This window comes from Stenotrophomonas sp. PS02301 (assembly GCF_029959485.1).
Classification (GTDB): Bacteria; Pseudomonadota; Gammaproteobacteria; order Xanthomonadales; family Xanthomonadaceae; genus Stenotrophomonas; species Stenotrophomonas maltophilia_Z.
This window is the reverse complement of record NZ_JASCOO010000110.1, coordinates 1-13,549: the sequence shown is the minus strand read 5'-3', so window position 1 is coordinate 13,549 and position 13,549 is coordinate 1. Positions and strand designations below refer to the sequence as shown.

Sequence of the window (13,549 nt, the reverse complement as noted above, 5' to 3'; positions counted from 1 at the left end):
CGACTACGTGCAGGCCGAACAGAACTCCCGCGCTGCGCGGGCGCGCTATCGGGCGCTGCGCGGGCCCGAGCACGCCGACACACTCGACGTGGACATGGTGCTGGCGCGGTTGCTGCTGCGGACCGACCGCACGGCCGAGGCGCAGGCACCGCTGCAGCAGGTGGCCGCCCTGTGGCGGCGCGAACTCCCGCCCGAGTCGCCGCAGCTGCTGGTGCTGCGCCTGGTCGAGATTGAATGGCTGACCCGGGCCGGACAGCATGCCGAGGCTGCCCGGGCCCTCGCCGCGTTCGGCCAGGCCCATCCGAGCCTGCCCCCGTGGCTGGGGCTGCGCCTGCAGATGCAGCAGGCACTGCTTGCCCAGCGCCGTGACGATCCCGCGGCAGTGCCGCTGTCAGCCCAGTTGGTGGACACATTCGCTGGTTTCTACGGGGCCGATTCCACGGCCACCGCCAAGTGGCGTATCCCGCTGGCCGAGGCAATGTTCGCCAACGGCGATGGGGCTGGCGCCCGCGCCCAGATCGCGCGGGCCCGGCCGCACTTGAAGGAGCTGGCGCCGACGTCGGAATTCTTGAGTCGTATCAAGGGGTTGGAACAGCGCATGGCGGATCACGAAGCGGGTCTGTCCGGGGGGCGATAGTTTTGTGATGGTCTTCACGGTTTATCGATCAGGAGGCCGATTCCGGGCCTCGTTGATCGAAGGGACACCATGTCAAACCCTCTCCATCCGGACGCCACCCGCGCTGCAGCGCATCCGCCAACAGCCTCCACCGATGCCCTGAACCCGGCTGACGCCGAACGGGACGCCACGCAGGCACGCGGCCCGTTCCGTGCCTTCCGCAAGGCCTATCGCAACGCGCGCGACTGGCATTGCTCCCGCGGGCGCGCCGCGGTCATTGCAGTGCGTTTCGCCTTGACCGGCGACAGCGGCCGCTTCCGCAGTCACGGCGGCTGGATGGTCTCGCGCATCTACACGCCACGGTGAGCTGCGGCGGACTGACCGGCCAGAACGGCCGGGTCAGTCGCTTTCGCCGAGCCGGCCTTCGGCCAGCGGTACCCGCGAGCCATCCAGCAGGCCGCGGCTGAGCGCGCCGTTCTCGATGAACAGCAGCTCGCCGTTCTCACCGTTCTTGATGCTGCTGTCGATGGCGATGATGCGGTCGCCATGGAAGCTGCTGACATGCGGCATCGAGGTGTGGCCGACCACGATGCGGGCGAGGTCGAGCTGTTTGAGCAGCGTCTCGACCTGGGCGGTATCCATGCGGCCATCGAAGTAGCCGCGGTACCAGATCGGGCTGGTCTTGCCATCGAACAGCCGGGCAGTGTCCGGTGCAGCCTTGACCTGCGCCTTGGGCAGCCCGACTGCGGCCTGGTAGCCGGCGTTGGTGGTATCCATGTTGCGCACCAGGTCCAGGTTTTCCGGTGCGATGCCGCCGTGCAGGAACAGGGTGTCCCCGATGCGCATCAGCACCGGACGGGTGCGCAGCCACTGGCCGATCGTCGAATCCGGACCGTACAGCGCGGGGTAGGAACGGCCGAGCAGCTGCGCGGTCTTGAGGTACTTCGGGTTGACGTAGCGCAGGTCGTTGTAGAGCACCATCGTCTCGTGATTGCCGAGCACGAAGTGCACCGCACCACCGGCTGCCGCGGCCTGCTGCTGCAGGCTGTACAGCAGCCAGAATGCTTCGGTGACCTGCGGGCCGCGGTCGAATACATCGCCGGCCACCACCAGTGTGGCGTCGCCCAGCGACCAGCGGTCTTCGCTGTCGATCACGTGGTGGGCGCGCAGCAGCGTCACGAGCAGGCCGTACTGGCCGTGGATGTCCGACAGCGCGACGATCCGCGGCGTGGCCGGGAATCTGGCGATCTCCGCCGTGCGCGGCGGCAGCACGGTCAGGGGGTGCGGATAGCCGCACTCGGGGGCGACCTCGGTGGCCTCGCCGCGTGCCGGCAGCTCGCGGCGGATCACGTGGTCCTTGCACACCCAGGCCGCTTCCAGCCCCTTGGCGGTACGAAATACGTACGGTCCATCGGCATCCACGTGCTCGGCCGGCGCCGCCACCTCGCGTGCCGTGGCCAGCAGCGGCGTCATCATCAGCGCTGACTGGAGCAGCAACAGGCCAGGGCGGGTCAGGGCGCGGAGGATCGACATCGGGGGAATTCCTGTGGCGGACGGCAATGCCGCGATGCTACGCCGCACGGAGGGCGCCGGGCATGCGCCATTGGTCAGCCATGCATGCCGCAACGGGCGGATGGGCCGGCGCTGCCGTCGGCCACACAGGGTCACCCGCGCTGCAGCGCCTTTCGCCCGGGGGCATCGGGCAGGTCATCGCTGGCCAGCACTACCCGGTCCCGGCCCCGCTTCTTGGCCTGGTACATCGCCGCATCGGCGCGCGCCATCAGCCGCTCGTAGTCGGGATGACCATCATGCGCGGCCACGCCGATGCTGGTGGTCAGCGACAGGTTCTGGCCACTGGCCAGTTGCACCGGGCTCTGCGCGATGTGCTTGCGCAGGTTCTCGGCGATCACCTCGGCCTGGGCGGCGGTGGCGGCCACCAGCACCACCACGAATTCCTCCCCGCCATAACGGAACAGGTAGTCGCTGCCGCGGGTAAGCTGGCCGAGCAGGGCGGCCACGTGCTGCAGGGCGCGGTCGCCGCCGTCATGGCCGTGCGCATCGTTGATCGCCTTGAAATGGTCCAGATCCAGCAGCAGCACCGAGAACGGCGTCTGCGTGGAATTGGCCAGTTCGATTTCCCGGCGCAGCACGGTCGGCAGGAAGCGGCGGTTGAGCAGGTTGGTCAGTGCATCGCTGCCCGCATCGAGCTCGCCGATCCGTTCGAACAACATGCCCATCAATGTGCGGATCTGCGCCAGCCGCTCGCGGATACCCTGCAATGCCCCGAAGCGCGCCGCGAAATCGGCATGCGCAAGCGCTTCCTGCAACTGCGTATCGACCGCGGCGACCAGTGCACCGACCTGGCCGGTCTCGCTGCTTTCGCCGAAACTCGGAATGCCCTTGTGGGTGAACCACAGGCCGAACTCCGATTGTGCCAGCCCGGTGAGCTCGGCCTCGACATTCTGGCTGGCCATCGCGTAGAGCAGCGCGTTCTCCCAGTCCAGCAGCAGGGCGCGTTGCCGTTCGCGCTCGGTGCTGACGTTCTGCACCAGCGAGAACAGGCGATACGCCGCATCGGTCCGTGAAGAGCGCTCGCGTGCATGCGTGTAGGCCAGCGTCATGCCTTCCAGGGCGATATCCATCGAGGCGCTGAGGCAGTGGATCGCCGCGAACGCGGTCGCACTGTCGTCGGCCTGCGCGATGATGCGGTCGAACAGGCGATGCTTGAGTACACGCGCGCCGCGGGCCACCAGATCCACCGGAATGCCCACACGGGCATGCACGTCACCGATCACGCGCTGTGCGGCGACCAGCGCGTTGATGCTGTCCGGCGTGGCGGTAAGGATCTGCTGCAGCCACCGCTGCATCGCCGGTTTCAGGCGCAGCCGCACCTGGTCGTGCGAGAGGAACCGGCTCGCGCGCGGGTCTTCGAGCAGCACGTCGTAGAAGTGGTGGGCCAGCCCGGGCGGGCTCTCCGTCGACAGGCTCGCCAGCAGTGTCGCCGCAGCGGCCGGCGTCTGCGCCAGCGTCTGTGCCCAGGCCAGCGCCAGCGGTTGGCTGGCCTCATCAAGATTTGGAACGTTATGCACGATTGTCTTCCCGCCACACAGGCCGTCGAGAGGTAGCGGCCGGGCGCTGGTGTTATTGAGTTGCAAACTGAACGCTGCGGTAAGTGTAATAGTCTCCGCGCGAGGCGCTGCTTACCCTGCCGGCATTGTCCAGGAGAGCTTTCATGGGTCACGACCACGACCATCTGCCCAGCGAGATCCGCCACGAAAAGCCGCTGTGGTGGGCGCTGGGGCTGACCACCACCTTCCTGCTGGTGGAGGTGGCCGGCGCGTTCTGGACCAACAGCCTGGCACTGTTGTCCGATGCCGCGCACATGGCCACCGATACGCTCGCGCTGATGGTCGCGCTGGTCGCGGTCCGGCTCAGCCGGCGCCCGCCCGATGCCAAGCGCACCTACGGCTATGCGCGGCTGGAAGCCATCGGCGCGATGATCAACGGCGGCATGCTGTTCGTGGTCGCCGGCTACATTCTGTGGGAGGCGGTGCAGCGCTTCCGCGCGCCGCAGGAAATCGCCTCCACCGGCATGCTGGTGATCGCGGTGTTCGGGCTGGTGATCAATCTCATCTCGATGCGCCTGCTGCGCGCCGGCAGCGGCGAGAGCCTCAACGTCAAAGGCGCGTACCTGGAAGTCTGGGCGGACATGCTCGGCTCGGTAGCGGTGATCCTCGGCGCGTTGCTGATCCGCTGGACCGGCTGGAAGCCGATCGATCCGATCCTGGCCGTGCTGATCGGCCTGTGGGTACTGCCGCGCACCTGGGTGTTGATGCGCGAGGCGATCAACGTGCTGCTGGAAGGCGTGCCCAAGGGCATGGATGTCGCGGCGGTACGCGGCACCCTGTGTGCCCACGATGGGGTGGTGGACGTGCACGACCTGCACGTCTGGGCGCTGGCGTCCAGCACCCCGGCACTGACCGCGCACGTGGTGATGGGCACCGGTGTGAATGCGGACCGCCTACGTCGCGAGCTGGGCACCCGGTTGCACGAGCAGTACGGCATCGACCATGTGACCCTGCAGATCGAGGCCGACCACTGCGGCGATCCCTGCAGCGTCGGCAGCCCCCGCGACCGGCACGCCGATGACCATGCGGGGCACGACCACGCGGCCCATGCGCACGACAGCCACGACAGCCACCGCGCTGCACCGGACGCGCAGGGCCATCACGGGCATCCGCATCCCTGAGGTCTACCGGCGGCCCCACGGCGGACGGGCAGGGCAGGGTTGCCGCTACAATGCGGGTCTGCCTTGCCATCTGTCGGAGATACTGCAGTGACCCGGAAACTCGTACTGTTGCGCCACGGCCAGAGCCAGTGGAACCTGGACAACCGCTTCACCGGCTGGGTGGACGTGGAACTGACCGAACAGGGCCGCCGCGAGGCTGCCGCCGCCGGCCGCCTGATGCGTGAAGAAGGGCTGCAGTTCGATGTCGCGCATACCTCGGTGCTCAAGCGCGCCATCCACACCCTGCAGGGTGCCCTGGCCGAGCTGGACCAGGACTGGCTGCCGGTCAGCAAGAGCTGGCGCTTGAACGAGCGCCATTACGGCGGCCTGCAGGGCCTGGACAAGGCCGAGACCGCCGCCAAGCACGGCGAGGACCAGGTCAAGATCTGGCGCCGTTCCTACGACATCCCGCCGCCGGCGATGGACATCGAGGACCCGGGCCACCCGATCCACGACCGCCGCTATGCCGGCCTGGACCGCAACGCGCTGCCGGGCACCGAATCGCTGGCCACCACGCTGGACCGCGTGTTGCCGTACTGGTTCGATGCGATCGCCCCCCAGCTCAAGGACGGCAAGACCGTACTGGTCACCGCGCACGGCAATTCGCTGCGCGCGCTGTACAAGTACCTCAACAATGTTTCGCAGGAAGCGATCCTGGAGCTCAACATCCCGACCGGCATCCCGCTGCTGTTCGAACTCAACGACGACCTGACGGTGCAGTCGTTCCGCTACCTGGGCGACCCGGAAGCGGCACGCAAGGCCGCCGAGGCCGTGGCGAACCAGGGTAAAGCGAAGTAAGAGCGAAAGGCCGGCAAATGCCGGCCTTTCGTTTTGTTCGCCCTTTGATATCGGGCGCTCCACCACAGGTTCGCTCCCTGTGTTCCGGTGGGGCTTCACGGTTCTCGTGGCATCAGTGCAACAATAAACTCTGTGCCAATGGGGAGGGCATCCCGATAATCAGCTTTGATTGCGGAGACGTTCTTGCTGGTGTTGTGCCATGGGTCCATCCAGCCTTGGGGCGTCATCAGCAAATAGTGATCAGATTGGTAGGGCGCTTCGCCTCGGATGCAGACGATCGATCCTACTGGGAACTGCGCAGGTCTACGCCAATCTGCGATGTACCAGAGATCGTGGTCTGCAAGGGACCAGATGATTTCATGAACATCTAGTCCAAGCGGCGCTTCGTCCAGTTTCCCGTCCTTATGGTGCTCAAGCCGTTTGAGGGCTGCGTCGTACTCAATTCCAAGAAGAGAAGCCACGCAAGCGACGCCGCATCCCCACTCATTCTCTTGTTTTACAAGCCTGTATTTATTCATTGCACCTCACATTTTTCACGATTTCTCACCATAGAGCTCCTGCTGCTCTACGAGCAAGGCGTCTCGTCGCTCCCGGTGTGTGACCTTTGGCCGGTCCGCACCGGCCCCTCCCGCGCTACGCTGCCCGATTGCCCGTGGTCCGGGTGATGCATCCATCTGTAGCCGGAGAGTCGAATGAAGTTTTCCAAGCTGGTCCCGCTGGGTCTGACCGCCGCCATCGCCGTGTCGCTGGCCTCCTGTGGCAAGACCGATACCGCGCCTGCCGCCACCGCCGATGCCACGCCGGCGTTTGATCAGTCGCAGATCAAGACCGCGCTGATCTCGCTCAACACTGCCGATCTGGACACCGCCATCGCCGCCTGTACCGACCTCAACGGGTTCGTGAACAGCAAGTGGCTCAAGGCCAACCCGGTCCCGAACGACCAGACCACCTGGGGCAGCTTCGAAATCCTGCGCGAGCGCTCGCTGGAAGTGCAGCACGCGCTGGTCCAGCAGGCCGCCGCCAGCCAGGCCAAGGCCGGCACGGTGGAAGCCAAGATCGGCGACATCTGGAAGACCGGTTCGGACGAGGCCAAGATCGACGCCGCCGGCATCACCCCGCTGCAGCCGCAGCTGGACAAGATCGCCGCGCTGAACGACACCGCCGCGATCACCCAGTACCTGCGCGACAGCCAGGCGGTGGGCCAGGGCGTGCTGTTCTCGCTGTTCGCCAATGCCGATTACAAGGATTCGGCCAACGTCATCGCCTATGTCGGCCAGGGTGGCCTCGGCCTGCCGGAGAAGGGCTATTACTTCGACGATTCGCAGGCCAAGATCCGCGACGCGTACGTTGCCTACATCGCCCAGGTGCTGACCCTGTCCGGCGTCGATGCCGAGCAGGCCAAGTCCCAGGCCAAGGCCGTGATGGAGTTCGAAACGCGTCTGGCCCAGGCCTCGATGTCGCGCATCGACATGCGTGACCCGGCCAAGCGTTACAACCCGGTCAGCGCTGCTGATGCGGACAAGCTGACCCCGAACTTCAGCTGGACCGCCCTGTTCGATACCCTGAAGGTGCCGGCCGCGCAGAAGTTCTCGATGGCCCAGCCGGGCTTCTTCGGTGAAGTGGACAAGATGCTGGCCGACGTACCGGCCGCCACCTGGCAGGCCTACCTGCGCTTCCACACCATCGATGACGCCTCGCCGTACCTGAGCAGCGCCTTCGAAAAGGCCAACTTCGATTTCTACAGCACCACCCTGCGTGGCCAGAAGGAAATGCAGCCGCGCTGGAAGCGTGTGCTGGAGTCGGTCAACGGCGCCATCGGCGAAGGCCTGGGCCAGATGTATGTCGACGCGGTGTTCCCGGCCGACTCCAAGGTGCAGATGCAGCACCTGGTGGAGAACCTCTCGGTGGCGCTGAAGGCGCGCCTGGAGAAGCTGGAGTGGATGAGCGAAGACACCCGCAAGAAGGCACTGGAGAAGTGGGCCAGCTTCACCCCGAAGATCGGCTACCCGGACAAGTGGCGTGACTGGTCGGGCCTGGAAACCAACGGCGACAGCTACCTGGGCAACATGCAGGCCGCGCGCACGTTCAACTACCGCTTCATGCTCAACAAGATCGGCAAGCCGGTCGACAAGACCGAGTGGGGCATGACCCCGCAGACCGTCAACGCCTACTACAACGCCACCAAGAACGAGATCGTGTTCCCGGCGGCGATCCTGCAAGCGCCGTTCTTCGACGCCAAGGCCGATCCGGCGCTGAACTACGGCGGCATCGGCGCGGTCATCGGCCACGAAATGATGCACGGCTATGACGACTCGGGCAGCCAGTTCGCCGCCAACGGCAACTTCGACAACTGGTGGACCGACAGCGACCGTGCGGCCTTCACCCAGCGGACCGACCAGCTGGTCGCGCAGTTCGACGGCTATGAGTCGCTGCCGGGCGTGAACGTGAAGGGCAAGCTGACCCTGGGCGAGAACATCGGCGACCTGGGTGGCCTGACCGTGGCCTACGACGCGCTGCAGATGGCGCTGAAGGAAGACCCGAAGGCCAACGTAGCGGTGGACGGCCACACGCAGGACCAGCGCTTCTTCATGAACTGGGCCACCGTGTGGCGCCGCAACTTCAACGAAGGCGAGCTGCGCGTGCGCCTGAACACCGATCCGCACGCTCCGGCCAACTTCCGTGCCAATGGCGCGCCCTCGAACATGCCCGCGTACGCGCAGGCGTTCGAGTGCAAGGCCGGCGATGCGATGGTGCGGGCCGACGACAAGCGCGTTGTGATCTGGTGATCGCACGCGGTTGAGTGACATGAAAAACCCGGCGGACGCCGGGTTTTTCTTTTCCAGCACGCTCGCGGCAAACCCAAGCGGAGACTACGTAGCGGAGGCCATCATCCGGGTGAACAGGCCGAACACCTGCGGGTCGACCAGGCCACCCTGCTGCTCGGCGAGGATGCCCATCGCCTTGGCATGCGGCATCGGGCCGCGGTACGGGCGGGTGGTGGTCATGGCGTCGTACCCATCGACGATGGTGAGCACGCGTGCGCCCAGCGGAATGTCGCTGCCTTTCAGGCCATCCGGATAACCACTGCCATCGAAGGCCTCGTGATGGCTGCGGATCAACCGCGCCACCTCGGCGGCATCACTGCGCCCGGTGGTGGCGAAGATACGCTCACCACGTTCGGGGTGGGTGCGCATGATCGCGCGCTGAGCGTCGTCCAGGCGCGCGGGATACAACAGCACGTTGTCCGGAATGCCGATCTTGCCGATGTCATGGAAGCGCGCGGCCAGCGCCAGATGCGCGCGCTGCGTGTCGTCCAGATCGCACAGGCGCCCCAGCTGATCGCCGAGCAGGCCGACCCGGTCGCAGTGGAAACGGGTGTACTGGTCGCGCATCTGTAACGACATCGACAGCGCATCGATGGAGCAGACCTGCGAAGGGGTGTCGTCGAACATGGGGGCGGTCACGTGGGGTCGGATGGCCGGCCGTCAGTGCCGGGGTCGGGCAGGCCGCCACGTGGCGCCTGCCCCTTGAACGATAGCGCCTGGCGACCGACGCCAGGCGTGAAATCAGCGCGGTGAGAGGGTCAGCAACAGGGCCTTGGCGGCGCTGAAGCGGTCTTCCGGCAGCGGCAACGGGTGCTTGATGCGCAGCTTGTCCGGCCCATCCATCGCGTACAGCTTGGGCTGCTTCTGGATCAGCTGGATCACCGCCATCGGGTCGATCTCCGGCTTGGGATTGAACACGATGCGGCCGCCGTTCTCGCCCAGCTCCAGCTTGCGGATGCCCAACACGTTGGCCTGCAGCTTGAGCTCGGCAATCGCGAACAGGTGCTTGGCCGGGTCCGGCAACAGCCCGAAGCGGTCGATCATCTCCACCTGCAGTTCGCGCAGCTCAGCACTGTCACGCGCACTGCTGATGCGCTTGTACAGGGTCAGGCGGGTGTGCACGTCGGGCAGGTAGGCGTCGGGGATCAAGGCGGGCACATGCAGCTCGACCTCGGCACCGCGTGCCTCTTCGCCGGCGTCCAGATCGGGCAGCTTGCCCAGGCGGATGCTGCGCACCGCACGTTCCAGCAACTCGGTGTAGAGGCTGAAGCCGACCTCGGCCATCTGGCCGCTCTGGTCCTCGCCGAGCAGCTCGCCGGCGCCGCGGATTTCCAGATCGTGGGTGGCCAGGGTGAAGCCGGCACCGAGTTCGTCCATCGAGGCGATCGCCTCCAGGCGCTTTTCGGCATCAGGCGTCATCGCGCGCTTGTCCGGCACCACCAGGTAGGCGTACGCCCGGTGGTGCGAGCGACCCACGCGGCCACGCAGCTGGTGCAGCTGGGCCAGGCCGAAGCGGTCGGCGCGGTTGATGATGATGGTATTGGCGTTGGGGATGTCGATGCCCGATTCGATGATCGTGGTCGACAGCAGCACGTTGAAGCGCTGCTTCTGGAAGTCCAGCATCACCCGCTCCAGCTCGCGCTCGGGCATCTGCCCATGGGCGATGCCGATGCGTGCTTCGGGCACCAGCTCGGCCAGCTCGCGCTGCATGCGGCCGATGCTCTCCACATCGTTGTGCAGGAAGTACAGCTGGCCACCACGGGCCAGTTCGCGCTGGAAGGCTTCGCGCAGCAGCGCGTTGTCCCAGGCGGTGATGAACGTCTTGACCGCCAGCCGGTTCGGCGGCGGCGTGGCGATGATCGACAGATCACGCAGCCCGGCCATGGCCATGTTGAGCGTGCGGGGAATCGGCGTGGCGGTCAGCGTGAGCAGATGCACGTTGGCGCGCATCGCCTTGAGCGCTTCCTTCTGCCGCACACCGAAGCGCTGCTCCTCATCGACCACGACCAGACCGAGGTCCTTGAACTTCACGTCCGGCTGCAGCAGGCGATGGGTACCGATGATGACGTCGATGGTGCCGGCGGCGACCTTCTCCAGTTCGGCCTTGATCTCCTTGGTGGATTTGAAGCGCGACAGCACCTCCACCTTGAGCGGCCAATCGGCGAAGCGATCGCGGAAGTTGCGGTAGTGCTGTTCGGCCAGCAGGGTGGTCGGCACCAGCACGGCGACCTGCTTGCCGGCGCTGGCGGCGGCGAACGCGGCGCGCACGGCGACCTCGGTCTTGCCGAAGCCGACGTCGCCGCAGACCACACGGTCCATCGGCTGGCTGCTGGCCAGATCGCGCAGGGTCGCGTCGATCGCGGCCAGCTGATCAGGGGTTTCCTCGAACGGGAACCCGGCCGCGAACGGCTCGTACATCGCGCGGTCCACATGCAGCGCCAGGCCGGCACGGGCACGCCGACGCGCCTGGATTTCCAGCAGCTCGGCGGCAACGTCGCGGACCTTTTCGGCCGCCTTGCGCTTGGCCTTGGTCCACTGCTCGCCACCGAGCGAATGCAGCGGGGCGGTTTCCGGCGAGGCACCGGAATAGCGGCTGATCAGGTGCAGCTGGGCAACCGGCACATACAGGCGGTCGCCCTTGGCGTATTCGATTTCCAGGAACTCGCCGGGCATGCCGCCGGCATCGAGCACGATCAGGCCGCGGTAGCGGCCGACACCGTGGTCTTCATGCACGATCGGCGAACCTTCGCTGAGCTCGCCGAGGTCGCGGATGATCGCTTCGGGCTCGCGCCCGGCCCGGCGGCTGCGGCGCTGCTGGCCGGCGCGTTCGGGGAACAGCTGACGTTCGGTCAGCACCGCGATCGGCGGGCTTTCCAGCGCGAAACCGTCTTCCAGCGGCGCCACGGTAATGCCGAAGCGGACGCTGTCGTCGGCCAGGAAGCCGGGCAGATCGGCGACCACTGGCGGCTTCAGCTCGGCGGCGAGCAGCACTTCCAGCAGGGCTTCGCGGCGGCCGGCGGAATCTGCGGCGATCAGCACGCGGCCCGGGTAATGACCGATGAAGGATTTCAGTGCCTCGGCAGCCGGGGCATCACGTGCGGCCACCGGCAGCGGCGGCAGGGGCTGGTCGCCCAGCGGCTGTGCGTCGCCGATGCGGTCGTGATCCAGTGGCCAGACTTCGACGCGGGCCAGGCCGTTGAGCGTGGCGCGCAGTTGCTCGGGGCTGGCATACAGCTCTTCCGGCGCCAGCAGCGGGCGCTCGACATCGTGGCGGCGCTGCTCGTAGCGGTTCTGCGTCTGCGCCCAGAAGGCGGCCGCAGCATCGAACACGTTCGGCGCCAGCACCGGCAGCACGTTGGGCTGCAGGTAATCGAGCAGGGTCGCGGTCTTGTCGAAGAACAGCGGCAGGTAATACTCGATGCCGGCCGGCGCGATACCGGCCTTGAGATCCTGGTACAGCGCGCTGCGCCGGGTATCCACATCGAAGCGCTCGCGCAGCGTGTTGAGCACGCGCGAGACGCTGAGATCATCCAGCGGTACTTCACGGCCGGGCAGCATGTGCACCGCCTCGACCTTGTCCAGCGAGCGCTGCGATTCCGGATCGAACGCGCGGATCGAATCGATGTCTTCATCGAGCAGTTCCACCCGCAGCGGCGCCTCGGCCCCCATCGGGTAGACATCGAGCAGGCCGCCACGCACGGCGAAATCACCCGGGTCCATCACCTGCGGCACGTTGCGGTAGCCGGCCGATTCCAGGCGGCGCTTTTCCGCGTCCAGATCCAGGCGCTGGCCCACGGTGAGGTCGAAGCTTCCGCCGATGACGTACTTGAGCGGGGCCAACTGCTGCAGCAGCGTCTGCACCGGCACCACCACGATGCCGCGCTTCAGCGCCGGCAGGGCATGCAGCGCCGCCAGGCGCTGGGAAATGATGTCCGGGTGCGGGCTGAAGGCGTCGTAGGGCAGGGTTTCCCAATCCGGGAAGGCCACGATCGGCACGTCGCCGGCACTGCCCAGCAGGGTGTGCAGATCCGCTTCGATCTGGTTCGCGCCGTGGTTGTCGCGGGCGACCACCAGCAACGGCCCGTCGTGCGACTGTGCCGCGCGGGCGATGTACCACGCCAGCGCTGTCGCCGAAGCGGGAGCGCGCCACCAGGCGCGGAGCTGTCCAGGACGTGGCAGCGGCGGAACGGGATAGGAGGTGCGTGACATGAACCGTCGATTTTAGCAGACCGCAGCGTGGCGGCCGCGTCATCCGGCAGCGGCCGGGCAGTGCCCGGCCGCCCGTCATCAGCTGTCGAGTTCGAGCACCATGCGCACCAGGCCCGGCGTACCGTTCGGGTGCGGGATCGGCTGGAAGCCCAGCGAGGCGGCCAGCTGCTTCATCGGCTCGTTCTCTTCGGCAACATCACCGTACAGACGATCCAGGTACTTGCCGCGCGCCCATTTGACCAGCTTGCGCATCAACTGCCGGCCCAGGCCCTGGCCGACCAGGAAGCGGCTGACCAGGATCGCGTATTCGGCCTCGCGGGTGCCGGGGATGATCGAGGCACGCGCGACCGCACCCACCACGGCTTCACCGGCGGGCAGCGACTCGGCCGCGACAAGGGTGATTTCGCTCTTGGGATTGGGGTGGGTCAGGCGCTGCGTGGTTTCCGGCGACAGCTCGGTCACCGACTGCAGGAAACGGTCGCGGATCTCCTCCGGCCCGAACAGGCTGAAGGCGGCATGCAGCGGCGGGCCGTCTTCCGGCCGGATGGGGCGGATCAGCAGCTCGTGGCCACTGGGTGCCTTGAAAATTTCGTGCCAGGGCGGCATGCGGTTACGGGTAGCCATACCGGTGATTCCTTGGTGGTCTCAGGATTCTCGCATCCCGGGTGCAGCGTTCCGTGAACGGATCACTCACGCCGATCCGGCCGGGAGGAGTCGGCCAGGCCGGGATCCCGGCCTGGCCTGAAGGGGGTCATTCGGCCTGCTTGAGCCACTGCAGGCGGGTCGAGGCGCCGGCCTCGCCCAGGTGCTGCT

General features: G+C 66.7%; 11 protein-coding genes. 5 read left to right on the top strand and 6 right to left on the bottom strand.

Annotated elements, in window-relative coordinates; genetic code table 11:
- Together QMX81_RS18440 and QMX81_RS18435 are read left to right on the top strand one after the other, a co-directional pair.
- On the top strand, positions 1 to 637 hold a 637-nt coding region (locus QMX81_RS18440; protein WP_282263629.1), incomplete at its 5' end, for a hypothetical protein.
- Positions 638 to 706: 69 nt separating this feature from the next.
- Positions 707 to 982: a hypothetical protein gene (locus tag QMX81_RS18435; RefSeq protein ID WP_121041369.1), complete on the top strand. Its 276-nt coding sequence runs from the start codon at positions 707 to 709 to the stop codon at positions 980 to 982.
- Between the two features lie 33 nt (positions 983 to 1,015).
- Here the strand turns inward: QMX81_RS18435 and QMX81_RS18430 are convergent, their stop codons facing one another.
- Positions 1,016 to 2,149, bottom strand: a complete 1,134-nt coding sequence (locus tag QMX81_RS18430; protein ID WP_282263626.1) for a metallophosphoesterase — start codon at positions 2,147 to 2,149, stop codon at positions 1,016 to 1,018.
- Positions 2,150 to 2,280: 131 nt separating this feature from the next.
- On the bottom strand, positions 2,281 to 3,705 hold the full coding sequence (locus QMX81_RS18425; RefSeq protein ID WP_282263625.1) for a diguanylate cyclase: 1,425 nt from the start codon (positions 3,703 to 3,705) through the stop codon (positions 2,281 to 2,283).
- 143 nt (positions 3,706 to 3,848) lie between these two features.
- Between QMX81_RS18425 and QMX81_RS18420 the strand changes: the two genes are divergently transcribed.
- On the top strand, positions 3,849 to 4,865 hold the full coding sequence (locus tag QMX81_RS18420; RefSeq protein ID WP_282263624.1) for a cation diffusion facilitator family transporter: 1,017 nt from the start codon (positions 3,849 to 3,851) through the stop codon (positions 4,863 to 4,865).
- A gap of 87 nt (positions 4,866 to 4,952) precedes the next feature.
- Positions 4,953 to 5,702: a 2,3-diphosphoglycerate-dependent phosphoglycerate mutase gene (gpmA, locus tag QMX81_RS18415; RefSeq protein WP_038689579.1), complete on the top strand. Its 750-nt coding sequence runs from the start codon at positions 4,953 to 4,955 to the stop codon at positions 5,700 to 5,702.
- A gap of 95 nt (positions 5,703 to 5,797) precedes the next feature.
- Here the strand turns inward: gpmA and QMX81_RS18410 are convergent, their stop codons facing one another.
- On the bottom strand, positions 5,798 to 6,220 hold the full coding sequence (locus QMX81_RS18410; RefSeq protein WP_147433893.1) for a hypothetical protein: 423 nt from the start codon (positions 6,218 to 6,220) through the stop codon (positions 5,798 to 5,800).
- A gap of 174 nt (positions 6,221 to 6,394) precedes the next feature.
- Here QMX81_RS18410 and QMX81_RS18405 point away from each other — a divergent pair, with 174 nt between their 5' ends.
- Entirely contained in the window at positions 6,395 to 8,488 is a 2,094-nt protein-coding gene (locus QMX81_RS18405) for a M13 family metallopeptidase (RefSeq protein WP_152151684.1), read from the top strand.
- An 84-nt stretch (positions 8,489 to 8,572) separates the two neighbouring features.
- Here QMX81_RS18405 and QMX81_RS18400 read toward each other — a convergent pair whose 3' ends face one another.
- From QMX81_RS18400 to QMX81_RS18390, 3 genes are all read right to left on the bottom strand, one after another.
- A complete protein-coding gene (locus QMX81_RS18400) occupies positions 8,573 to 9,154 on the bottom strand; it encodes an HD domain-containing phosphohydrolase (RefSeq protein ID WP_121041379.1) in 582 nt (193 codons plus the stop codon).
- Positions 9,155 to 9,268: 114 nt separating this feature from the next.
- Entirely contained in the window at positions 9,269 to 12,736 is a 3,468-nt protein-coding gene (mfd, locus tag QMX81_RS18395; protein ID WP_282263616.1) for a transcription-repair coupling factor, read from the bottom strand.
- Between the two features lie 78 nt (positions 12,737 to 12,814).
- Positions 12,815 to 13,360, bottom strand: coding sequence for a GNAT family N-acetyltransferase (locus tag QMX81_RS18390; RefSeq protein ID WP_019184458.1), 546 nt, complete (start codon positions 13,358 to 13,360; stop codon positions 12,815 to 12,817).
- Positions 13,361 to 13,549 lie beyond the last annotated feature (189 nt).

Excerpts from the sequence above, each read along its gene's own strand:
- QMX81_RS18435 (WP_121041369.1), top strand. The coding sequence starts at position 707 with ATGTCAAACCCTCTCCATCCGGACGCCACCCGCGCTGCAGCGCATCCG.
- QMX81_RS18430 (WP_282263626.1), bottom strand. The coding sequence starts at position 2,149 with ATGTCGATCCTCCGCGCCCTGACCCGCCCTGGCCTGTTGCTGCTCCAG.
- QMX81_RS18420 (WP_282263624.1), top strand. The coding sequence starts at position 3,849 with ATGGGTCACGACCACGACCATCTGCCCAGCGAGATCCGCCACGAAAAG.
- QMX81_RS18410 (WP_147433893.1), bottom strand. The coding sequence starts at position 6,220 with ATGAATAAATACAGGCTTGTAAAACAAGAGAATGAGTGGGGATGCGGC.
- QMX81_RS18405 (WP_152151684.1), top strand. The coding sequence starts at position 6,395 with ATGAAGTTTTCCAAGCTGGTCCCGCTGGGTCTGACCGCCGCCATCGCC.
- QMX81_RS18400 (WP_121041379.1), bottom strand. The coding sequence starts at position 9,154 with ATGTTCGACGACACCCCTTCGCAGGTCTGCTCCATCGATGCGCTGTCG.
- mfd (WP_282263616.1), bottom strand. The coding sequence starts at position 12,736 with ATGTCACGCACCTCCTATCCCGTTCCGCCGCTGCCACGTCCTGGACAG.
- QMX81_RS18390 (WP_019184458.1), bottom strand. The coding sequence starts at position 13,360 with ATGGCTACCCGTAACCGCATGCCGCCCTGGCACGAAATTTTCAAGGCA.